Source organism: Rhizobium sp. 11_C7_N12_5, from assembly GCF_051811145.1.
GTDB classification, from domain to species: Bacteria; Pseudomonadota; Alphaproteobacteria; order Rhizobiales; family Rhizobiaceae; genus Rhizobium; species Rhizobium lusitanum.
In genome coordinates this window covers 1,961,371-1,983,161 of the sequence record NZ_JBPWPY010000001.1, presented here as the reverse complement: position 1 = coordinate 1,983,161, position 21,791 = coordinate 1,961,371, and the positions used below count along the sequence as shown (strand labels likewise).

At 58.2% G+C, this 21,791-nt stretch carries 21 protein-coding genes and 1 riboswitch; of the genes, 12 read left to right on the top strand and 9 right to left on the bottom strand.

Translation table 11 applies throughout. The features are described 5' to 3' along the window. Positions 1-25 precede the first annotated feature (25 nt). Together AB8B29_RS09790 and AB8B29_RS09785 are read left to right on the top strand one after the other, a co-directional pair. Positions 26-964, top strand: a complete 939-nt coding sequence (locus AB8B29_RS09790; RefSeq protein WP_037200717.1) for an ATP-grasp fold amidoligase family protein — start codon at positions 26-28, stop codon at positions 962-964. Between the two features lie 59 nt (positions 965-1,023). Beyond that, positions 1,024-1,512: a heme-degrading domain-containing protein gene (locus tag AB8B29_RS09785; protein ID WP_113118986.1), complete on the top strand. Its 489-nt coding sequence runs from the start codon at positions 1,024-1,026 to the stop codon at positions 1,510-1,512. A 45-nt stretch (positions 1,513-1,557) separates the two neighbouring features. Here the strand turns inward: AB8B29_RS09785 and AB8B29_RS09780 are convergent, their stop codons facing one another. Further along, positions 1,558-2,814, bottom strand: a complete 1,257-nt coding sequence (locus tag AB8B29_RS09780; protein ID WP_037200684.1) for an AGE family epimerase/isomerase — start codon at positions 2,812-2,814, stop codon at positions 1,558-1,560. A gap of 264 nt (positions 2,815-3,078) precedes the next feature. On the opposite strand from AB8B29_RS09780, the gene metH reads away from it, so the two are divergent. Next, positions 3,079-6,855 carry a methionine synthase gene (gene metH, locus AB8B29_RS09775; protein WP_113118987.1) on the top strand — a complete coding sequence of 1,259 codons (3,777 nt, stop codon included), beginning with the start codon at positions 3,079-3,081 and terminating at the stop codon, positions 6,853-6,855. A 136-nt stretch (positions 6,856-6,991) separates the two neighbouring features. Here the strand turns inward: metH and AB8B29_RS09770 are convergent, their stop codons facing one another. Further along, on the bottom strand, positions 6,992-7,756 hold the full coding sequence (locus tag AB8B29_RS09770) for a GntR family transcriptional regulator (RefSeq protein ID WP_037200687.1): 765 nt from the start codon (positions 7,754-7,756) through the stop codon (positions 6,992-6,994). Then, positions 7,753-8,637 carry a BadF/BadG/BcrA/BcrD ATPase family protein gene (locus AB8B29_RS09765; RefSeq protein ID WP_113085043.1) on the bottom strand — a complete coding sequence of 295 codons (885 nt, stop codon included), beginning with the start codon at positions 8,635-8,637 and terminating at the stop codon, positions 7,753-7,755. The genes AB8B29_RS09770 and AB8B29_RS09765 overlap by 4 nt, the downstream gene beginning before the upstream one ends. A 546-nt stretch (positions 8,638-9,183) precedes the next feature. Here AB8B29_RS09765 and AB8B29_RS09760 point away from each other — a divergent pair. The 5 genes from AB8B29_RS09760 (at position 9,184) to AB8B29_RS09740 (ending at position 14,517) form a co-directional block, all read left to right on the top strand. Then, the gene (locus AB8B29_RS09760; RefSeq protein ID WP_037200692.1) at positions 9,184-10,443 is read left to right on the top strand and encodes an ABC transporter substrate-binding protein; all 1,260 of its coding nucleotides are present in this window, start codon (positions 9,184-9,186) and stop codon (positions 10,441-10,443) included. Between the two features lie 190 nt (positions 10,444-10,633). Then, a complete protein-coding gene (locus tag AB8B29_RS09755) occupies positions 10,634-11,587 on the top strand; it encodes a carbohydrate ABC transporter permease (protein WP_037200693.1) in 954 nt (317 codons plus the stop codon). Positions 11,588-11,599: 12 nt separating this feature from the next. Continuing rightward, positions 11,600-12,439, top strand: a complete 840-nt coding sequence (locus AB8B29_RS09750) for a carbohydrate ABC transporter permease (protein WP_037200696.1) — start codon at positions 11,600-11,602, stop codon at positions 12,437-12,439. After that, positions 12,436-13,500: a Gfo/Idh/MocA family protein gene (locus AB8B29_RS09745; RefSeq protein WP_047638595.1), complete on the top strand. Its 1,065-nt coding sequence runs from the start codon at positions 12,436-12,438 to the stop codon at positions 13,498-13,500. The genes AB8B29_RS09750 and AB8B29_RS09745 overlap by 4 nt, the downstream gene beginning before the upstream one ends. Before the next feature lie 12 nt (positions 13,501-13,512). Then, on the top strand, positions 13,513-14,517 hold the full coding sequence (locus AB8B29_RS09740) for an ABC transporter ATP-binding protein (protein ID WP_037200700.1): 1,005 nt from the start codon (positions 13,513-13,515) through the stop codon (positions 14,515-14,517). Positions 14,518-14,596: 79 nt separating this feature from the next. On the opposite strand, the gene AB8B29_RS09735 is transcribed toward AB8B29_RS09740, so the two are convergent. Beyond that, positions 14,597-15,199 carry a TetR/AcrR family transcriptional regulator gene (locus AB8B29_RS09735; protein WP_037200701.1) on the bottom strand — a complete coding sequence of 201 codons (603 nt, stop codon included), beginning with the start codon at positions 15,197-15,199 and terminating at the stop codon, positions 14,597-14,599. Between the two features lie 120 nt (positions 15,200-15,319). On the opposite strand from AB8B29_RS09735, the gene AB8B29_RS09730 reads away from it, so the two are divergent. The 4 genes from AB8B29_RS09730 to phnF all read left to right on the top strand — a co-directional run bounded on the left by AB8B29_RS09730 (position 15,320) and on the right by phnF (position 17,773). After that, complete coding sequence (locus AB8B29_RS09730; RefSeq protein WP_037200703.1) at positions 15,320-15,745, top strand: tautomerase family protein; 426 nt, start codon at positions 15,320-15,322, stop codon at positions 15,743-15,745. A 101-nt stretch (positions 15,746-15,846) separates the two neighbouring features. Further along, positions 15,847-16,245 (top strand): VOC family protein, encoded by a 399-nt coding sequence (locus AB8B29_RS09725; protein WP_037200705.1) that lies wholly within the window; start codon positions 15,847-15,849, stop codon positions 16,243-16,245. Positions 16,246-16,356: 111 nt separating this feature from the next. Then, positions 16,357-17,040 (top strand): class I SAM-dependent methyltransferase, encoded by a 684-nt coding sequence (locus tag AB8B29_RS09720; protein WP_037200706.1) that lies wholly within the window; start codon positions 16,357-16,359, stop codon positions 17,038-17,040. 4 nt (positions 17,041-17,044) lie between these two features. Continuing rightward, entirely contained in the window at positions 17,045-17,773 is a 729-nt protein-coding gene (gene phnF, locus AB8B29_RS09715; RefSeq protein ID WP_037200708.1) for a phosphonate metabolism transcriptional regulator PhnF, read from the top strand. A 5-nt stretch (positions 17,774-17,778) separates the two neighbouring features. Here the strand turns inward: phnF and AB8B29_RS09710 are convergent, their stop codons facing one another. The 5 genes from AB8B29_RS09710 to AB8B29_RS09690 form a co-directional block, all read right to left on the bottom strand. Further along, on the bottom strand, positions 17,779-18,129 hold the full coding sequence (locus tag AB8B29_RS09710; protein ID WP_113118988.1) for a VOC family protein: 351 nt from the start codon (positions 18,127-18,129) through the stop codon (positions 17,779-17,781). Positions 18,130-18,188: 59 nt separating this feature from the next. Further along, positions 18,189-18,665, bottom strand: a complete 477-nt coding sequence (locus AB8B29_RS09705) for a 6,7-dimethyl-8-ribityllumazine synthase (RefSeq protein ID WP_034504203.1) — start codon at positions 18,663-18,665, stop codon at positions 18,189-18,191. A gap of 88 nt (positions 18,666-18,753) precedes the next feature. Beyond that, positions 18,754-18,900, bottom strand: a riboswitch (FMN riboswitch). A 106-nt stretch (positions 18,901-19,006) separates the two neighbouring features. Beyond that, positions 19,007-20,068 (bottom strand): ABC transporter ATP-binding protein, encoded by a 1,062-nt coding sequence (locus AB8B29_RS09700; protein WP_439006462.1) that lies wholly within the window; start codon positions 20,066-20,068, stop codon positions 19,007-19,009. Positions 20,069-20,078: 10 nt separating this feature from the next. Further along, the gene (locus AB8B29_RS09695) at positions 20,079-20,867 is read right to left on the bottom strand and encodes an ABC transporter permease (protein WP_037202798.1); all 789 of its coding nucleotides are present in this window, start codon (positions 20,865-20,867) and stop codon (positions 20,079-20,081) included. Beyond that, the gene (locus AB8B29_RS09690) at positions 20,864-21,757 is read right to left on the bottom strand and encodes an ABC transporter permease (protein ID WP_037202796.1); all 894 of its coding nucleotides are present in this window, start codon (positions 21,755-21,757) and stop codon (positions 20,864-20,866) included. Before AB8B29_RS09690 ends, AB8B29_RS09695 begins: the two co-directional genes overlap by 4 nt. Positions 21,758-21,791 lie beyond the last annotated feature (34 nt).

Sequence of the window (21,791 nt, the reverse complement as noted above, 5' to 3'; positions counted from 1 at the left end):
CTAGTTGAAATTCGAGATGGCCGCCATGACAGATAGAGCCGCCGACCAAGATGGATTTCTCATTCCGGGATATCTGCAGAGGGGCTTGCGCGAGCGGGCGCATAATCTTCTATGGAGGCTTATGTCGCCGCTGCCCGATAGGTCTTACTGCGCACTAAAATATCGCGTCATTCGTGGCAAATTTCCCGATTTGAAGTCGCCTCAGACCTTCACGGACAAGATTCAGGCCCGGAAACTATACGATCGCAATCCGCTCTTCCCGCGCTTCGTCGACAAGGCCGATGCCAAAGTGCTGATCGCGGAGAGGGTTGGCAGCCAATACGTCATTCCGACGCTCTGGGTCGGCACGGATTTGGCTACCGTCGATTGGGCCGAAATTCCCTTGCCCGCCGTTGTCAAACCGACTCATGCGAGTGGCGTGGGGCGATTTCTTTACGGAGAGGCCGATGTGGATCGGCTCCTCACGAACAATCCCTCCGCCGAGTGGCTGGCGATCGATCATGCCTTCTACAACAGGGAGTGGGCCTATCGGCAGGTCGAACGCCGTATTCTCATCGAAAGCATGTTGCTCGTCGAAGGGCGCGTTCCGTGGGACTACAGGCTTTTCACGTTCAATGGCAAGGTGTCGCATATCGAGATCGACATTCGCGAGAATGGCCAGGGCTATTCCTGCAATTACACGCCCGATTGGAAGAAGCTACCGTTCTACGACCGGGATTATCTTGGCCTTTATCCGGGCCATGTGGCACGGCCGCCGCGGCTCGATGAGATGATCCATGTCGCGGAAACGGTCGCTCGCGACATCGATTTTGTTCGCGTCGATCTCTATGCGTCGGCGGAGTGGGTTCGTGTGGGAGAATTGACGTTTTATCCGGGTGGAGGCTTTGAAGCGTTCGAGCCGGAAGAGCATGATCTCCTGCTCGGCCAGAAGTGGCAGCTTGGTTTCGAAATACCGAAGAGATAGGTGGACAAATCACTCTTTGCGCGTTTCATAAGTCGATCCATTTTTAGGGAAGGTTTTCCATGACGATCGACCAGGACCTCACTCGTATCGGACTGCAGGAGGAGACTCTGCGTTTCGACGCCTTCGACCTCTCGACCGCCTGGGTGCTCGGCAAGCTGCTGCATGACCTTGCCAGCGAGCGCAATCTGGGCGTTGCCATCGATATCACGCTGCATTCGATGCCGGTTTTCTACATTGCCTTGCCCGGATCGACGCCCGACAATTCCAACTGGATACGCCGCAAGCGCAATATGGTGCTGCGGTATTTCCGCAGCAGCTATGCCAGTACCTTACGGCTCCAGCAGCAGGGGAAGACGATCGAGGATAACGGGCTTTCGGGCGTCGATTACGCCGCATCCGGCGGCAGCTTCCCTATTTTCGTCAACGGCACGGGCTGCATCGGCGCCGTCACGGTTTCAGGCCTTCCGCAGCGTGAAGACCACAATCTCGTGGTTGAGGCTCTCGCGCTGACGCTCGGCCACGAACTTCACAATCTCAGCCTCTCGTAGAGGGTTATGGCGGCGCCAAGCTCAAAGCGGGCGCCGCCGGCAATCTCAGATTTTGCCGCCAGCTTCGGCGATGACCTTGGTCAAGCTGCCGGTCGCCGGGAAGAGCGGAATCAGGCTGGCTTGCAATGCGTGATAGATATCGCCCTTACCTGGGAACAGTGTGTGGGCCGGAACGAGATCTTCCGTTAATTCCTCATGCCAGCCGCCGTTGGCGTGGTCTATAAACGAGCGGCCGATGACGCTCCAAATCTTGCGGTAGCTCTCCTCGTGAAAATCGCTAGGAACATGCTCGTTCAGATAATGGGCGGCGCCGGCGCCCTCGCATGCGGGCCACCAGAGCTTGTTGCGTTTGGCGGGAACGTCTTCCCAGTCGAGGGTATAGAAAAAGCCGCTCTTTTTGTTATCCCAGCCCAATGACATGGATTGGGAGAAGAGGCCCTTGGCTGCTTCCGGCATCCAGTTGTGCCGCTTTTCTCCCAGCGACCAGAGTTGCAGGATGAGCCGCGCCCATTCCAGCCAATGCCCGGGCGTCGTGCCCGATGGGCGGAACATCTCATTGCCGCGATAATTCTTGTCGAGTACCCAATCGGCATTGAAGTGTTCCGCGACTCGCCAGCCAACCGAACCGGCCGAGCGACGAATGACGAGATCGGCGATGCTTTCCGCCTTTTCAAGATAGCTCTTGTCGCCGGTGACCTCGAAAGCAGCCATCAGCGCTTCCGTCAGATGCATGTTGGAGTTCTGGCCGCGATAGCTGCCGCCGTCGATCGGCGACCAATCCTGGTTGAATTCCTCGGCAATAGCGCCGTGCTTTTCCTCCCAGAACTTCGTATTCAGAATTTCGGTAACGTCGGCGAGCATGCCGTCGGCCAGCGGATGGCCGATCGTCTTGGCGGAGGAGGCGGCGAGCAGTACGAATGCGTGGCCATAGCCCTGCTTGCTTGAATCGACCGGACCATCATTGTTCAGTGACCAGACATAACCACCATGCGTCGTGTCGCGATGGTGGCTCCAGAGGTAGTTCATTCCGTGGTCGACAATATCATTCGCGCCGGGGCGGCCGAGTAGCGATCCGATCGAGAAGCAATGCACCATGCGGGCCGTCGAATGAATACCGCGCGTGGGATTGATCGCATCCAGCGGCTTGCCGACATCGTCCATGTCGTAAAAGCCGCCATTGGGATTGACGGCGCGATACTGGAAGAAGTCAAAAAGTGCGCTTGCCTGTTCGAGCAGCCAATGCCGATGATAGGCGCGCGTGCTCCAGTTTCCGAGCGCTGCCGGTTCAACCTGTATGTTCATGCCATCCTCCTTGGATTCTTTCTACAAGCCCTATAGCGCCGCCCAAAAGCGCTGTCATGGCGTAATGGGATGAAACTGTGTCGTCAGCTCCGCCTTGTCCATGGCCGGCACGGCAATTCGTCTTGTTTGTATTTTTCGGAAAGGAAGCAAACCATAGAAGCGGCATGCTTGTGCTGCGCTCAACCAGAGCATAGATATGTTGACATAAAGATATCTTTATGTGATCTGATTGTCGAGTCGCAATCAGGCCAGAGGAATTCGCTTATGTTTGACAATCTTTTTGGTTCCGAAACAGCGAAACGCGATGGTAGCGAGATATTCGACGCCTTGCGAAAGGCGGCGAGCGAGCGAATTCTCGTGCTTGATGGCGCCATGGGCACGCAGATCCAGGGCCTCGGTTTCGACGAGGATCAGTTTCGCGGTCACCGTTTCATAGGCTGTGCCTGTCATCAAAAAGGCAATAACGACCTTCTCATTCTGACTCAGCCCGACGCGATCGAAGAGATTCATTATCGCTATGCCAAGGCAGGCGCCGATATCCTGGAGACCAACACCTTCTCGTCCACCCGCATTGCGCAGGCGGATTATCAGATGGAAGGTGCCGTCTATGATCTCAATAAGGAAGGCGCCGAGATCGTCCGCCGTGCGGCGATCCGCGCGCAGCGGGAAGATGGCAAGCGCCGTTTCGTTGCCGGTGCCATCGGTCCGACCAACCGCACAGCGTCGATTTCCCCTGATGTCAATAATCCTGGCTATCGCGCCGTCAGCTTCGATGATCTGCGTCTGGCTTACGGCGAGCAGATAGATGGCCTCATCGACGGGGGCGCCGACATTATTCTGATCGAGACGATTTTCGATACGCTTAACGCGAAGGCTGCCATCTTCGCCTGCGAGGAGCGTTTCGAGGCCAAGGGCATACGCCTGCCGGTCATGATATCCGGCACGATCACAGACCTTTCCGGTCGCACGCTTTCAGGGCAGACGCCATCGGCTTTCTGGAATTCAGTGCGCCATGCGAGCCCCTTCACCATCGGCCTTAACTGTGCCCTCGGCGCAAACGCCATGCGTCCGCACCTGCAGGAGCTTTCGGCTGCTGCGGATACCTTCATTTGCGCTTATCCCAATGCCGGGCTGCCGAACGAATTCGGCCAATATGACGAAACGCCTGATATGATGGCGGCTCAAGTCGAGGAGTTTGCACGCGAGGGTCTCGTCAACATCGTCGGCGGCTGCTGCGGCTCCACGCCAGAGCACATTGCCGCGATCGCTGAGGCGGTGTCGAAATATCCGCCGCGCCAGCTTGCCGAGCACCGTCCTTTCATGTCGCTTTCCGGTCTCGAGCCGTTTGAGCTGACCAGAGACATTCCCTTCGTCAACGTCGGCGAGCGGACCAACGTCACTGGCTCCGCGAAATTCCGCAAGCTGATCACCAATGCCGATTATACGGCGGCACTTGCCGTTGCCCGCGATCAGGTCGAGAACGGCGCGCAGGTCATCGACATCAACATGGACGAGGGCCTGATCGATTCTGAAAGGGCAATGGTCGAGTTCCTGAATCTGATCGCCGCCGAGCCGGATATTGCCCGCGTTCCGGTGATGATCGACAGCTCGAAATTCTCGATCATCGAAGCCGGCCTGAAATGCGTGCAGGGCAAGCCGATCGTCAATTCGATCTCGCTCAAGGAAGGCGAGGAGAATTTTCTCAAGCAAGCTCGATTGATGCGCATGTACGGCGCCGCCGTCGTCGTGATGGCCTTCGATGAACAGGGCCAGGCAGACAGCTATGAACGCAAGGTCGAGATCTGCTCGCGCGCCTACAAGCTGCTGACGGAAACGGCAGGTTTGCAGCCGGAAGATATCATCTTCGATCCTAATATCTTCGCTGTTGCGACCGGCATCGAAGAGCACAACAATTACGGTGTCGACTTCATCGAAGCGACGCGGACGATCCGACAGACCATGCCGCTGGTTCATATCTCCGGTGGCGTGTCGAACCTGTCTTTCTCCTTCCGCGGCAACGAACCGGTCCGCGAGGCCATGCATGCCGTCTTCCTCTATCACGCCATTCAGGCGGGTATGGACATGGGCATCGTCAATGCGGGTCAGCTCGCGGTCTATGACAATATCGATCCCGAATTGCGGGAGGCCTGCGAGGATGTCGTTCTCAATCGTCGATCGGATGGCACGGAACGGTTGCTTGAGGTTGCAGAGCGCTTCCGTGGAACCGGCGGCAGGGAGGCCAAGGCGCAGGATCTTTCCTGGCGCGAATGGCCCGTGGCAAAGCGGCTGGAGCATGCGCTGGTCAACGGCATCACCGACTATATCGAGGCGGATACCGAGGAGGCGCGTCAGACCGTCGAACGGCCACTGCACGTCATCGAAGGTCCGCTGATGGCGGGCATGAACGTTGTCGGCGATCTCTTCGGTGCGGGCAAGATGTTCCTGCCGCAGGTGGTGAAGTCCGCTCGCGTCATGAAACAGGCCGTTGCCGTGCTGCTGCCTTACATGGAGGCGGAGAAGCTGGCCAATGGCGGCAGCGGCGAGCGTCAGGCTGCCGGCAAGGTGTTGATGGCGACCGTCAAGGGCGATGTGCATGATATCGGAAAGAACATCGTCGGCGTCGTGCTTGCCTGCAACAATTACGAAATCATCGATCTCGGCGTCATGGTGCCGGCGACGAAGATTCTCGAAACGGCCATCGCCCAGAAGGTGGATATAATCGGTCTTTCCGGCCTGATTACGCCTTCCCTGGACGAAATGGTGCATGTTGCCTCGGAAATGGAGCGGCAGGGTTTTGATATTCCGCTGTTGATCGGCGGTGCGACCACCAGCCGTGTGCATACTGCGGTGAAGATCCATCCGCGCTACGAGAAGGGGCAGACGGTCTACGTCACCGACGCCAGCCGCGCCGTCGGCGTCGTTTCGGCGCTGCTGTCGCCGGATGCCAAGCAGGGCTATGTCGACACCATCAGGGCAGAATATGCCAAGGTCGCGGCCGCTCACGCCCGTAGTGAGGCTGAGAAAGTGCGCCTGCCGATTGCGAGAGCTCGCGAGAACGCCCAGAAGGTCGATTGGGCGAGCTATAAGCCTGTGAAGCCGCAGTTCTTCGGGACAAAGGTGTTCGAGAACTACGATCTGGCCGAGCTTGCCAGATACATCGACTGGACGCCGTTCTTCCAGACCTGGGAGCTGAAGGGTCGTTTCCCGGCGATCCTCGAAGATGAAAAGCAGGGTGAGGCGGCACGGCAGCTTTACGCCGATGCTCAATCGATGTTGGAAAAGATCATCGCGGAAAACTGGTTCCGCCCTCGCGCCGTCATCGGCTTCTGGCCGGCGGGCGCCGTTGGCGACGATATCAGGCTGTTCACGGATGAAGGCCGTGATCGCGAGCTTGCGACCTTCTACACCTTGCGCCAGCAGCTGTCGAAGCGTGATGGCCGTCCGAATGTCGCCCTCTCGGACTTCGTTGCGCCGATTTCAAGCGGTGTGGCCGACTATGTCGGCGGCTTCGTCGTCACTGCCGGTATCGAGGAAATCGCTATTGCCGAGCGCTTCGAACGTGCGAATGACGACTACTCGTCAATCCTGGTGAAGGCGCTTGCCGACCGTTTTGCCGAAGCCTTTGCCGAACGGATGCATGAGCAGGTGCGACGCGAGTTCTGGGGCTACGCCACAGATGAGCATCTTTCCAGCGACGAGCTTCTTTCTGAAGCTTACGCCGGTATTCGTCCGGCGCCCGGCTATCCGGCACAACCTGACCATACCGAAAAGGAAACGCTGTTCCGGCTGCTCGATGCCGAAGCGGCAGCGGGTGTCAAGCTCACGGAAAGCTATGCAATGTGGCCCGGTTCCTCCGTCTCGGGCATTTATATCGCGCATCCCGACGCTTATTATTTCGGCGTCGCCAAAGTCGAGCGCGATCAGGTTGAGGACTATGCGACGCGCAAGGATATGCCCGTTGCGGAGGTGGAGCGTTGGTTGGGTCCGGTGCTGAACTATGTGCCGGCGAAGGCCGAAGCAGCGGTCGATGACGCAGCCTGATCATGAGTCGTTTCAACGCCTTGGGGCGTTTTGCTCATAGGCAGATTCCGCACGCCGCCGTCGCCGCAATTTGATTCATCTTGCGGCGATATCTATTTGATTAATAATATAAATCTTCGATCGCTACCGGATGAACCTAAGTTGCGCCGATCGTTAGCTCCGCGACGAAATCGTAGGCATCTCCCCGATAAAGCGACCTGGTGAATTCCACGGCCCGGCCCGAGCCGAGATAGGAAATGCGTTCGATCGAAAGGCCGGCGGCTCCGACGGGAACGCCAAGCAACCCCGCATCGGACTCTTTCATGTTGGTCGCCGATATGCGCTGTACGGCGCGCACGGGGCGCACCTGTCGCTTTTCGAGTTCCGCATAAAGCGATGTCGTCACGACTGCTGGATCCGGCAGGAATTCGCCGGAGACACTGGCATGCTCGATCGCCAGTGGTTGATCGTCGGCGATGCGCAAGCGGCTGAGCCGGGAAACCTTAGTGCCGGCGGCAAGGCCGAGGATCATCATTTCATCGGGAGACGGCGTATGGATGCCTTTGTGCAGCCATTCGGAACGTGCGGTCATGCCGCGTCGGGCCATGTCCTCGGTGAAGGAGGTGAGCTGAGATAGCCGTTGTTCCACCTTGGATACGGGCTTTGTGACAAAGGTGCCGGACCCGTGGCGGCGCACGAGAATACCTTCGGCGACAAGGTCGTCGATCGCCTTGCGCACGGTGACGCGGCTGACGGCGGCAAATTCGGCAATATCGCGCTCGGGTGGAAGCGCATCGCCCTGCTTCAACCTTCCGATCTTTACGGCTTCTTCGAGTGTGCGTCGCAGCTTGACATAGAGCGGGCCGGGTCCGCCTCCTGACAGGCGTTCTGGCGAGAAGATGGCACTCAAATCCTCGGTCATGCCCAGCTTCCCTTCCCATCCCGTAGCAATTTTGCCGCCAATTCCACCGCTCCGCGCAGCACGTCGCCCTTGGGTTCGGCCAGGAGTGCTTTGTGGCGTGCGTCGAGCCAGGGGCGATAAGCCTGGGCAAGGCCGCCGAGGAGGCAGATCGACGGGCATTCGGGCCAAAGCAGGGCATCCAGGCTTTCGGTTATGGCCTTCGCAGCCGTCTTGACGATATCGATGGCGACGGGGTCATTCATCCCGGCATAGTCGAACACGATTGGTGCATAGCGCCCGAAATCCTTTGGCTTGGACGCATGGGCAAATTCGACGACCCGCTCCGGATCGTTGCCATATTCGGCCATGATCGCATTCGTCAGCGGTGACGTTGCCGTCACCCGGTCATGCGCCAGAAGGGCGCGTTCGAGGAGATCGCGGCCGAGGCGGGCGCCGCTGGCCTGATCGCCGATGACAAACCCCCAGCCGCCGATGCCCCAGCTCACACCGTCACGGCGGGCATTGTAGACGGAGCCGGTGCCAAAAGCGCCGATGATTCCATCGGCATCACCGAGCGCACCCTGAAGTGCGATCGTCGCATCGGTGACCACGCGAGAGCTCGCGAAGGGAAGGGCGCCTTCCACCCGTTTTCCATAGCTGCCGACATTGGCGCCGGCCGTGCCGATAACCGCAGGCAACTTGTAAACCTGTTCGGGATCGAGCCCTGCGCTTGTCAGTGCATGTCGGGCCGCAGCGACGATATTGATCAGCGAGTTTTCCAGGTCGGAGAGAATGTTTGCAGCGCCGGCTTTGCCCGTGCCGAGAACTTGGCCCGTTCCGTTTATCACGGCAGCGCGGCAGCTCGTTCCTCCGCCGTCGATGCCTATTGCAAACTGCCCCATCACGCCTCCGGATGCCACCTGTTCCCCATTTTCCTATACAATACCAAAAAAATACCATTTACCAATAGGCAACGTGTCCATTTTTGCGCATCAATATCCTATTGAAATATATTGTAAAATTTCTTTTGCCCGCTCTTTTTGTGTCCAAAGGTTAAATTCGGCTGGACAATTGGTATTTTTTTGGCCTTAATTCTTGCCAAGGGAACAATACAAACAGACATCGGCGGAACCGGCAGAACAATAACAGCCGGCGGGCTAAGCAGAAGGCTGAACCTCCATCGTTGTCCCAAGCCGTTTGGATCAGGAGGGTCCGTCCTTCGGCGTTTGTCATGAATTTCCCGCATGGTGTTTACAGCGTCTCTGCCCTGTTGGCGGCAGACGGCGATTGAACGGGCCGATCAGGCGAAGTGCCTCTGAAGCCCTTTGTATTGGGGGCCGGCAGCATTGGCGGTCCCTATGGAGCGCTGACCGTTTCTTCAGACAGGCCAGCGGATTTTCAGATCGAAAACAGCGCCTCGCTACGGGCGTCGAAAACAGGAGAGGGAAATGAAAAATAATGTTCTGAAAGGCTTGCTTCTTGCATCCAGCCTGCTGACCTCGGTCAGCTTCGCGCATGCGGCTGATGTAACGCTGACGGTCGAAAGCTGGCGTAACGACGACCTGCAGATTTGGCAGGACAAGATCATCCCGGCTTTCGAAGCGAAGAACCCCGGCATCAAAATCGTTTTTTCGCCGACGGCTCCCACCGAATACAACGCATCGCTGAACGCCAAGCTCGACGCCGGCTCTGCGGGTGACATCATCACCTGCCGTCCTTTCGATGCCTCGCTCGACCTCTTCAACAAGAAGCATCTCGCTGATCTGACGAGCTTGAAGGGCATGGAGAACTTCTCGGCAGTCGCCAAGGCCGCATGGTCCACCGATGACGGCAAGTCGACCTTCTGCGTGCCGATGGCTTCGGTCATCCATGGCTTCATCTACAACAAAGACGCCTTCGACAAGCTCGGCCTGAAGGTGCCGGCGACGCGCGACGAGTTCTTTGCTCTTCTCGACAAGATCAAGGCTGACGGCACTTATATTCCGATGGCCATGGGCACCAAGGACCTGTGGGAGGCCGCAACCATGGGCTATCAGAACATCGGCCCGAACTACTGGAAGGGTGAGGACGGCCGCGAGGCTCTTATCGCCGGCAAGGAAAAGCTGACGGACGCTCCGTGGGTCGATCCCTACAAGGAACTTGCCAAGTGGAAGCCTTATCTCGGTGACGGTTTCGAGGCTCAGGGCTACGCTGACAGCCAGAACCTCTTCACGCTCGGCAAGGCTGCGATCTATCCGGCCGGCTCCTGGGAAATCGCTCTTTTCAACACCCAGGCGCAGTTCAAGATGGGCGCCTTCCCGCCGCCCGTCGCCAAGGCTGGTGACACCGCCTATATCTCGGACCATCCGGATATCGGCGTCGGCCTGAATACGAAGAGCAAGCACCAGGAAGAAGCCAAGAAGTTCCTGAGCTGGGTCGCTTCCGACGAGTTCGCCACCATCTACGCCAATTCGCTGCCGGGCTTCTTCAGCCTGAATTCGCATCCGGTGAAGATGAGCGATCCGCTTGCTCAGGAGTTCGTCTCCTGGCGTAAGGATCACAAGTCGACCGTTCGCTCCACGTATCAGATCCTGTCGCGCGGCACGCCGAACCTGGAAAACGAAACCTGGACGGAATCCGCAAACGTGATCAATGCTACGGATACGCCGGAACAGGCTGCTGCAAAGCTGCAGAAGGGCCTCGACAGCTGGTACAAGCCTGGCAAGTAATCATTGCATAAAACGGGCGAGGGGCCTTCGGGCTCCTCTCCCTTTTTCTTGATCATGGATAATTGGATTTGCGATCGCCTCGCCATTGCATTGCGACACGCCCGACGTCGTTTAGCGCTGGAATGGCGGGTGAATTTGAACCTCAGAGCTGCCGCTTCGCCGGGCAGCCAACAAAAACAGGCAGAAAGCCATGAGCGACGCCGAGATATCAGACGCCCTTGAGGTTGCGCCGATCAGGCGCTCCAGACGCTGGCACATCCTCGTTTTCCTTTTCCCGGCCTTTGTCGTCTATACGGCGGTCATGATCCTGCCTCTGATCGAGACGCTGCGGCTGTCGCTTTACAACGTCGTCGACAATCAACCGGTTTTCGTCGGTTTGAACAATTTCAAGGTATTGTTCGGCGACGAACGTTGGGCGCATGATTTCTGGAATGCGCTACGCAACAATCTGATCTTCTTTGCCATCCATATGTGCGTGCAGAATCCGATCGGCGTCGCACTCGCAGCGCTCCTGTCTCTGCCGAAGCTGCGTTTTGTTGCCTTCTATCGTACCGCTATTTTCCTGCCGACGCTGCTTTCATTTGTCGTCGTCGGCTTCATCTGGAAGCTGATCCTGTCCCCTCTCTGGGGTGTTGCGCCCGAATTGCTGAGCATGATCGGCCTCAAGTCGTTCTTCGCGCCTTGGCTTGGCAGGCCGAGCACGGCGCTGATCACCGTCGCGCTCATTTCCGTCTGGCAATATGTCGGCATTCCGATGATGCTGATCTATGCCGCCCTGCTCAATATTCCGGAAGAGGTCATCGAAGCGGCCGAATGCGATGGCATCACCGGTTGGAGCCAGTTCTGGAAGATCAAGCTGCCTCTGGTGTTGCCCGCAATCGGTATCATCTCGATCCTGACATTCGTCGGCAATTTCAACGCGTTCGATCTGGTTTACACCGTGCAGGGTGCACTGGCCGGGCCGGATGGCTCGACCGATATTCTCGGCACACTTCTCTATCGCGTCTTCTTCGGCTTCCAGCTTCAGCTCGGAGATCGTTCCATGGGGGCGACGATCGCGACTGTCATGTTCCTGATCATCCTGACCGGTGTCTCGTTCTATCTTTTCATCGTCCAGCGGCGCATTCGCCGCTACCAGTTCTGAGGAGAGGCGACCATGTCCAAGGCCCGCACTTCCCTTGTCCGCACAGGCTTCGTGCATCTGGCGCTGATCGCGTATACGCTTGTCGCCCTTTTCCCGGTGTTCCTGACCATCATCAATTCGTTCAAGGATCGCGCATCGATCTTCCGTGCGCCGTTAAGCCTTCCAACGCCATCCTCATTCAGCATGATCGGTTATGATACCGTCCTCAGGCAGGGCGATTTCCTGACCTATTTCCAGAACAGCTTCGTGGTGACGATCGTCTCGATCATCCTTACGCTGCTGTTCGGCGCAATGTCCGCTTTTGCCCTGTCGGAGTACCGTTTCCGTGGCAATACGATGCTGGGTCTGTATATGGCGATCGGTATCATGATCCCGATCCGCCTCGGCACGGTCGCCATCCTGCAGGGGATGGTTGCCGCCGGCCTCGTCAACACGTTGACGGCGCTGATCCTCGTTTATACCGCTCAAGGCCTGCCTCTGGCGATCTTCATTCTCTCGGAGTTCATGCGGACCGTTTCCGATGACCTGAAAAATGCCGGTCGTATCGACGGCCTCAGCGAATATGCCATCTTCTTTCGCCTTGTCTTGCCGCTGGTTCGCCCGGCCATGGCGACGGTCGCCGTTTTCACGATGATACCGATCTGGAACGACCTCTGGTTCCCGCTGATCCTGGCACCGAGCGAGGCGACGAAAACCGTGACGCTCGGGTCGCAGATCTTCATCGGTCAGTTTGTCACAAACTGGAACGCCGTGCTGGCGGCGCTGACGCTTGCCATCCTGCCGATCCTTATCCTCTACGTCATCTTTTCGCGCCAACTCATTCGTGGCATCACCTCCGGAGCAGTCAAGTGAGCGTATCCGAAAAGCCGATCCGCGTTCTCGTCGCCGGCCTTGGCAATATGGGCCGCAGCCATGCGCTCGCCTATCATAACAATCCTGGGTTCGAGATTGTCGGCCTCGTCAATCGCTCCAAGCCGGAGTTGGTGGAAGAGTTGCGCGGCTACGCGATCCACCCGGATTTCGAAACGGCGTTGAAGGAATTGAAGCCGGATCTGTGCTCCATCAATACCTATTCCGACAGCCATGCCGATTACGCAGTGATGGCCTTCGAGGCGGGTTGCCATGTTTTCGTCGAGAAGCCATTGGCAACGACGGTCGGCGATGCCGAGCGCGTCGTTACAGCGGCGAAGAAGGCGGGCAAGAAACTGGTCATCGGCTACATCCTGCGTCAACATCCATCATGGCAACGTTTGATTGCCGAGGCCCGCAAGCTTGGCGGTCCCTATGTCTTCCGCATGAACCTCAATCAGCAGTCGAGCGGCCCGACCTGGGAGACGCACAAGGCGCTGATGCGCACGACATCGCCCATCGTCGATTGCGGCGTCCACTATGTCGACGTCATGTGCCAGATCACCGATGCCAAACCTGTCGAGGTGCGCGGCATGGGCCTTCGCCTGTCGAGCGAGATCAAGCCGGATATGTATAATTACGGCCATCTGCAGGTGATCTTCGAGGATGGTTCTGTCGGCTGGTATGAGGCCGGCTGGGGACCGATGATTTCCGAGACCGCCTTCTTCGTGAAGGATGTGATGTCGCCAAACGGCGCGGTGTCGATCGTCATGGATCCGAACGCCAAGTCCGACGACATCGATACGCACACCAAGACCTCCGTCATCCGGTTGCATAATGCCGAAACCGGGCCAAATGGCCAGTTCATCCGACCAGATCAGGATCTGCATATGGACGGGGAGCCAGGCCATCAGGAGCTCTGCGATCTTGAACAGGCCTTCATGCTGAAGGCCATCCGCGAAGACATCGACCTCGACCGCCACATGGCAGACGCCGTTCAATCGCTGCGCATCTGCCTCGCCGCCGACGAGAGCGTGCGCACCGGCAAGCCCGTTTATTTGTAAGGATAAGAGACTGTGGGATCGCTTCAACTGAAATCCATCCGCAAGGCCTACGGCACGCATGATGTGCTGAAGGGCATCGATCTCGAGGTGAAGGACGGCGAGTTCGTCATCTTCGTAGGCCCTTCTGGCTGTGGCAAGTCGACCCTTCTGCGCAGCATCGCCGGCCTCGAAGACGTGACTGCTGGTGCTGTCCTGATCAACGGCCAGGATGTGACGGTAACGCCGCCCGCCAAGCGCGGCATCGCCATGGTCTTCCAGTCCTATGCGCTCTATCCGCACCTGACGGTGAAGGACAATATGGGGCTGGGCCTGAAGCAGGCCGGCACTGCGAAGGACGAGATCGAAAGCCGCGTCGGGAAGGCCTCTGGCATGCTGTCGCTCGAGCCTTATCTCGCGCGTCGGCCGGCCGAGCTTTCCGGCGGCCAGCGCCAGCGCGTCGCCATCGGCCGCGCCATCGTGCGTGAGCCGGAGCTCTTTCTCTTCGACGAACCGCTGTCGAACCTCGATGCGGCCTTGCGCGTACAGACGCGCCTGGAGATCGCTCGTCTGCACCGCAGCCTCAAGGCGACGATGATCTACGTCACCCACGACCAGGTCGAGGCGATGACCCTTGCCGACAAGATCGTCGTGCTCAATGCCGGCGCGATCGAGCAGATTGGCTCGCCGATGGAGCTCTATAACCGTCCGGCCAATGTCTTCGTCGCCGGCTTCATCGGTTCGCCACAGATGAATTTCGTTCCGGCCGAGAAACTGGGGCAAAGCGGCGCAAAAACCGTTGGCATTCGCCCGGAGCACATTACTCTGTCGCGTGATCAGGGCACCTGGTCGGCCAAGGTCATCCATGTCGAACACCTCGGTGCCGACACGATTATCTATCTCGAATCCGATGTCACCGGTCTTTTGACCGTTCGTCTTTTCGGCGAGCATCAATACGAGCCGGACGAAATGGTTTATGCGACGCCGGATGCGACCCACATGCATCGCTTCGATGCAAACGACAAAGCGATCCGCACGTAATCTGCTGCACTCGAGGCGAAGCAGGGTGTTTCGTTTCGGACGTCCCTTGCCCAGGGAGCGTGGTGGTCGATCATTCGCCTCAGGGGTTCGAGGGGCTGCCTATTGTCAGCGCGGCCTTCTCGATGACCTCTGCGATACGCTCGGAAAGCGCGGGATCGGAAACGGCCCGCGCAATCGTGACACCGCCGCTGAGCATAGCGAGCAGAAGGATCGCCTGATCCTCGGCCGCCGTTTTGGTTAGGTTCGCTCCCTTGTTCTCCGGCAGGCCGGTGGCCACGGCCGCAATGAGTTTTTTCAATTCCACCGTATAGATGTTGCGCGTTTCATCGTCAGCACGCATGACATCGGGTGAAAGACTTGGCAGGGCGCAGCTATCGCCGAGATCGCAGGTGCGTTTGTAGCCGAGATAGTAGCTGGCGAAGGCCTTCAGCCAGTTCTTCGGCTGGCTTTCCTTGAGTGCCGCGATCCCTTGACGGAGCTCTTCCAGCCCTTCCACGACAGCCGTGCGAAATGCCTCGCCCTTGGACTTGAAGTGCCCGTAGAAGGCGCCGTTGGTGACGCCGGCCGCTTTCGTCAGGGCATCGATGCCCGCCCCGCCATAACCCTCCTTTCGAAATACTTGCCCGGCGGCCGCGATCACCCGCGTCCGGGTCTCCTGCTTGTGTTCGGCGCTATAGCGCATTGGTGTCCTCATTAAGAGTGATCTCTCTTTATTGATTGCATAGAGAGTGATCGGTGTGTATTGATAAAGAGTGATCGGTATATATCAATTGCCGTCGCAGGTCCAACAAGGAGATGTCCCATGCCTATTACGCTTACACTCCCCGAACGGTTGCTTTCGCCTGAAGCGCAAGCGCAGGCTTTTGCCCGCTTGACCGAAGCGGTTCTCGATGTTGCCGGCTTGACCGGAAATGCCTTCATGACGGCCAATGTCATCGGCACGATTAACGTGCTTCCGGCCGAACATGTATTGGCGGCGGGAAAGCCCGTTGCGGCGGCCTTCATCGAGCTCAAGCTGCCGGAGATCGCGCTTGCGACGCCGGAAGCCAAACGGGCTTTCATCGAGAAGGCGACCGATATTGTCGAACAGGCCGCCGGAGGGCGGATCAAGCGCGAGCACATCTGGTCGAACATAGTCTACGCGCCGGAAGGAGCCTGGGGCATTGCAGGGCATAGCTACAGCAATGCCGATTTGGTCGGCGCCATTCAAAATGCCGCAGGGTCCTAGGTAACCCTCGGCTCAATACCGCCTGAATCGGCAGAGTTCGTAGGGGTGTCGGACCGGCGTGTGCCGAGCCATCGAGGTCCGACGCAGGAGGAAAACAGGATATGCAACTGGCCAATTATCTGTTCTTCACAACGCATTGCGAGGAGGCGCTTGCCTTCTATGCCGCCTGCGGGCTTGGCCGCGTTACGCTATTGATCCATCATGGTGCCGATGGGGTACCGCTTGCTGCGGATGCGATGCGGGGCAGGGTGATGCACGCGCGTTTCGAGGGGCCAGGCGTGCTGTTCTTCGCATCCGACAATCACGATGCCGAGCCGATGCGCGGCTCCGCCCATATGCTTGTCACGGATGACCGCGACAGCACCGACAGGATTTTTTCTCTGCTGGCCGAAGGCGGCACGGTGACGACGCCGCTCGCCATCCAGCCATGGGGCAGCTACTACGGCAAGCTCACGGATCGGTTTGGCGTTCAATGGATGGTGGACTGCGTGCGATCGTGATCTCGAATAGTACGGGTTTGAATCAAATAGTCCGGTCGTCCGGATGAATTCACTCCACTGTCATGAAGCTGGGCTATCACGGGCTCAGTCCACTCCAGCAGCGAGCGCATCATGACAAACGCAGCATCCATTTATGCAACCTGGCATACAGAGCCGCAGGGCGATATCGCGATGGCGGAATCGCATAGTCCTTACTGGCGGCATTTCATCGAAACGGTCCCGGAGCGGGATTTTTCATCGAAGACAGTACTGGATTTCGGCTGCAATCGCGGTGGCTTCCTCCGACTGCTTCATGCCCTGCGGCCGTTTCGTCGCGGTGTCGGCATCGACATTGCCTCGGAATCGGTGGCTGCAGCTGTCGCTGCGGTGGGCAACATGCCGCTGCAGTTTCACGTCACGACCGACCTGTCGCCCTTTGTTGATAGCTTCGATGTGGCTTTCAGCTATGAGGTCGTCTACCTGCTGCCGGAGCTGCGACAGCATGCCGAACAGATGTTCCAGGTCATGCGCAATGGCGGCGTCTACTATGCCGTTACCGGATGCCACAATGAAATGCCGCTCTGGCCAAAATGGCGCGAGCTGATCGGCGGCAACAGCAATGCGCCGGTGCAGGATCGCTCGCCGCAGGATTATATCGACGCCTTCGCGGCGGCCGGCTTCGATGTTTCCGTCAGGCGCTTCGGTTATGACGGCTTCGTGCGGGCGACGAAGGATCGGAAATATTATCCGAGCATTCTCGATGCGCTGAGCTATCCGGCCGAATACAAGCTGCTGTTCCGGCTCGAAAAGCGCTGATGATATGGAGACGATCGATCGCAACGGAGGCAGCACCCTCTGGCATCAGATCGGCGAGATCCTGGCGGCTGATATCGCTGCCGGGACCTTTGCCCCCGGGGCGAGATTGCCGACCGAGCCTGAACTGATGGAGCGTTTCGGCGTCAGCCGTTTCACCGTTCGCCAGGCGCTTGGGCATTTGGAGCAGCGCGGGCTGGTTCGCGCTGAGCAGGGACGGGGGACCTTCGTACACAAGGGTGTGCTCGACTACACGCTCTCGAAGCGAACGCGCTTTTCCAAGAACCTGATCGAGCAGGGCTTCGAGCCAGGCGGCGAACTGCTGGTTCATGAAGTCGTGCCGGCGACGGAACGTGTTGCCGTGCAATTGAAACTTGCGGCGGGCGTGCCTGTCATCCATCGCCGCGGCGTGATGACGGCCGATGGCGTTCCGGTCGAACTGGGTGACACCTATTATCCAGCGGAGCGCTTTCCCGATTTCGACAAGGTCCGGCTGCAATATCCGACGATCACGGCGGCACTCGCCAGCTATGGCATCTCCGACTATGAACGGTTGTCGACCGAGATCGAGGCGCGCATGCCGACGGCCGAGGAAGCGCGACTGTTGCGACAGCCCAAATCAGCGCCGCTGCTCGTGACCCGCAAGGTGGATGTCGATACCGATGGCGTGCCTATAGCCTACGCGGAATCGATTTGGCCGGCGGAGCGCATCACTTTCAATGTCGAATTGCGGTAGCTGGATTAGCGATGCGAGAGGATGTTGACGACCTTGCCGAACGGGTCGCGGATGTAGAAACGACGAACGCCCCAGGGCTCGTCCGTCAGGTCGTACAGGATGACGAAGCCCATTGACGTGGCTCGCCGATAAAGCTCGTCGACATCATCAACTTCGATCGAGAGGTCGGGGACAATCGTTCCCGAACCGCCTTCGCTGGCAACGCTGATCTGCGGGACCGTTGCGGCTTTGGAGGCGAAGGTGAGAATCCAGCCGTGATCCATGACGATGTCAAGGCCGAGCAACTCACTGTAGAACAGACGAGCGCTGGCGGGATCGGCGGCGGGCAGGTTAGGGATGATGCGTAGAACGGTCACTGACTTCCTCCCTTGAGAAATGGAGGCGGGCTTGCGCCGCGCCTCCAGGATACTCCCGCTCAGACCGTTACCGACGGCAGGAGTTTGGCGCGCTCGGTCAATATATGCCGGCAGGCGCTCGCCACTTCACGGCCCTTGATGATGAAATGCTCCTTGAAGAATTGGATATGGGCTTCCGATTCCTGAAAGTGATGGGGTGTCAGAACGGCCGAGAGGACCGGCACGCCAGTGTCGAGCTGCACGCGCATCATTGCATCGAGAACGGTATTGGCAACGAATTCATGGCGATAAATGCCGCCGTCGACAACGAAAGCGGTGGCGATAATTGCGGAATAGCGGCCGTTACGGGCAAGCGTCTGCGCATGCAGCGGAATTTCGAGTGCGCCCGGCACGTCGAATATGTCGATGGGCGATGCTCCTTCTGTCGTCTGCCATTCAGCAATGAAGGAATCAACCGAGCGATCGACGATATCGGCATGCCAGCGAGCCCGAATGATCGCGATGCGGCTCGGTTGGGAGGAGATAGAAATGGTCATGAATTCTGCCTTTCAAGGGTTGGTACAAATATCCCTTGGGCGAACATGCATGAACGCGACACTCCTCTCGCCGAGGAGGGTGCGACCTGCTTGCTCTCTTCCATCCGGACTATACCGTCGGCTCCGGCCTCTCACCGGATCTGCTGACCCTTCCGGGGGACCGGAAGGCGCTCGCGGGCTCGGGGGAAACCCCCATACCGCCGGTGGGGAATTGCACCCCGCCCTGAGAACGGATGGACTATAAATGCATTTCAGCAAGGAAATCAAAGAAAAACGCCGGGCTTTCGACCCGGCGTTTGCGAATAATTTTCCAAAATTGCCCTGTAGCACAGGGCAGATTCTCAATCCTGAATGACCAGCAGATCGGATGATGCAAAACGCAGCGTGACCTTTTCGCCGACGCTCGGGGGCAGCATGCCGGGGCTGTTGAACATATCGAAGGAAATCGTGTTGCCGGCGACGTTCATGCGGGTGCGGATGACCGAACCCAGGAAGTGCGCCGAGGAAACTTCGCCCGTCAGCGCCGTGTCGCCCTTGGCCGATTCGGCCAGTGAGCCTGCCTCCGGGCGCAAAGCCAGCGATACCGTGTCGCCAGGCTTGTAGGCGGTGACCGATTGCTTCAGCGTGACGTCCTGATCACCGATCATGATGCGGCTGTTGTCGGGATCGACGACCTTACCTTCGATCAGGTTCAGCGTACCGACGAAGGAAGCGACGAAGCGGGTGGCCGGAGTGTTATAGATCTCGAAAGGCGAACCGATCTGATCCGCGCGGCCGGCATTCATGACGACGATACGGTCGGAGATCGACAGCGCCTCTTCCTGATCATGCGTCACGAAAACGGTGGTGATGCCGAGCTGCTGTTGAATCGCCCGGATTTCCTCGCGCAGCGATACGCGGATCTTTGCATCCAGCGCCGAAAGCGGCTCATCGAGCAGGAGGACCTGCGGCTTGACGGCGATGGCGCGGGCGAGCGCCACGCGCTGCTGCTGACCGCCGGACATCTGGTAGGGGAAGCGGGTGGCGAGATGATCGAGCTTGATGAGAGCAAGCATCTCCTTGACGCGCTTGTCGATATCGGGCTTTGCCATGCCGGCGACCTTGAGGCCGAAGGCGACATTGTCGTGCACGGTCATATTCGGAAACAGCGCGTAAGCCTGGAACACCATGCCGATGTTGCGCTGGTTCGGCTTCAGCGGCCGCTGATCCTTGCCGTTGATGGTCAGCGTGCCGGCGGTCGGGGTCTCGAAGCCGGCAATCATGCGCAGCACGGTCGTCTTGCCGCAGCCTGATGGTCCGAGGAAGGAGATGAATTCTCCCTTCTCGATTTGCATATTGAAATCATGGACGACATGAATGTCGCCGAAGGACTTCTTGATGTGTGTAAGTTCGAGAAAAGCCATAGTGGGAACCTTACGCCTTAATCGGAGCCAGTTTTGAAAAGCGGGAAGCCAGCTGCAGAAGGCCCATGCTGAGCCAGGTGACAGCAAGCGCGATGATTGCCAGCGCGGAAGACTGATAAGCTTGATTGGCGCCGACCAGCTGCATGTACGGGCCGAATGCCGGCCGATTGAGCAGCGAGGCCATGGTGAATTCGCCCATGACGATCGCAAGCGTGATGAAGGCGCCGGAGAGAACGCCACTCATGACATTGGGAAAAATGCAGCGGAACAAGATAGTGGTCCACTTCGCGCCAAGGCTTTCCGCTGCCTCCGTCAGGGTACCGACGTCGATCGTACGCATCGCCGTATCCACCGAACGATACATATAAGGAAGAGACAAGACAATATAGGAGCAGACCAAGAGGAAGTTCGTCGCCTGCTCGAAGCCCGTCAAAGGCAATATCGAAGATGAATTGTAGAGGCGCAGATAGCCGAAGACGATGACGATCGCCGGAATGACCAGCGGCATCAAGGTGATGAATTCAACGATCGGACGTATCTGCGGCAAACGAAGGCGGACCCAATAGGCAGTGGGGACGACCAGCAGCATGCCGAAGATGATGGTCAGCAGGGCCATAAGCATGGAATAGCCGAACGCATACAGGAAATGAGAGTCGGAAAAGACCGATGTGTAGGCGTCGAAACTATAGGCGTTACGGCGCATGCGCAGCGAGAATTCCAGCGTGCCGATGAGGGGGACGATGAAATAGATGGCACCGATGACGACAGCGATCCAGGCAAAGAGTTTTTGCAGCTTCATTTCTGCCACCGTTCCGCGCGTACGCGCATGATGATGTAAATGACGTTGGATATGCCGGTTATTACGATCATGCCGAGGGCCATGGCATATCCGAGATTGGCGTTGTGCAACACGTCGCCACGGATCTGAGCATAGAGCTGGATCGGTATGATGTTCAGCGAACTGCCGGTCAGCGCGATAGCTGTTGCAATGGCGCCGAAGGCGTTAGCAAAAAGCAGCAACGTCGTGCCAAGCAGGCTCGGCCAGAGGATGGGCAGCGCCACCATGAGCCAATATTGCTTGTTGGTCGCGCCGAGAATGGAGGCGGCCTCGCGCCATTCCTTTTTCATACCATCAAGTGCGGGCGTGATGATCAGCACCATGAGCGGAATCTGGAAATACATGTATGTGAGGGTAAGGCCGAGGAAGCTGTAGAGATTGAAGCCTTTCGAATAAAGGTTGAAGCCAAACCAGTTGCTCATCAGCAGAGTGACGAGGCCGAGGCGGCCGATCGTGGCGATGAAGGCAAAGGCCAGCGGCACACCGGCGAAGTTGGAAGCGACGCCCGAAAATGTCAGAAACGCATGGCGGAGCCAGGTTGGAAGTCCGCCCATGACCAGCGCCCAGGCCAGATAGAAACCGATCAACGCGCCGCCGAGCGAGGATGCGAGTGATACTTTGATGCTGATCCAGTAGGAGTCCCAGATGGACTTGGTGAACAGATCCGCGATGTTCTTCAGCGTAAAACTGCCGTCAGGCGTCAGAAATGCGCCCGCAATCAGGTAGATCGTCGGAAGAATCAAAAACAGCAGTGCGAAGATCAGGAAGGGCGCGATGCCCAGCCAGTCGACAACCACGCGTTTGTTGATCAGGGGTGCGGAACTGATCGTTGATGTTGTCACTGTGCTCATGAGTGGGCCAATCCGCAGCGTTTGAATACGGAAA